1 protein-coding gene is annotated in these 547 nt (G+C 27.8%); it reads left to right on the plus strand.

Going from position 1 to position 547, the window contains the following annotated elements; genetic code table 11:
* Positions 1-104 precede the first annotated feature (104 nt).
* On the plus strand, positions 105-547 hold a 443-nt coding region (locus B2U95_RS00020), incomplete at its 3' end, for a DNA cytosine methyltransferase (RefSeq protein WP_296310988.1).

The raw sequence follows: 547 nt of genomic DNA on the forward strand, positions 1-547 counted from the left end.
GAATTGGTTGGAGGCGCATTAGGAAGAATAAACTAAAAACTATATATTGAGTTATATATTTGCTATAACTTATTTAAAAAAATAAAACACAAGATTTAAAACTAATGAATAACTTAAATTTCATTGATTTATTTTCAGGAGCAGGTGGCCTTTCTGAAGGTTTTATTAAAGCTGGATTTACTCCTATTGCACATGTTGAAATTGACAAAAAAGCTTGTGAAACCCTTGAAACTAGATTAGTTTATCACAAATTAAAATCTGAAAATAGAATACAAAACTACTACGATTACATTTCAGAAAAAATGACTCGTGAAGAATTTTTAAAAGAATTTAGTAATTCTGAAATTTCAAATTCTGTCATAAACACTCCAATTGGCGGAGATAATAACAAAGTTATTTTTGAAAATATTGATAAACTTCTTAAAAAAAAGCAAGTTGACTTAATTGTTGGTGGACCTCCTTGTCAAGCTTATTCCCTTGTTGGAAGGAACAGAGATAAAGATGGGATGAAAAATGATTCTAGAAATTTTCTATATAAAGAATATGC

The sequence above is a fragment of the Winogradskyella sp. UBA3174 genome, from assembly GCF_002364335.1.
GTDB lineage: Bacteria > Bacteroidota > Bacteroidia > Flavobacteriales > Flavobacteriaceae > Winogradskyella.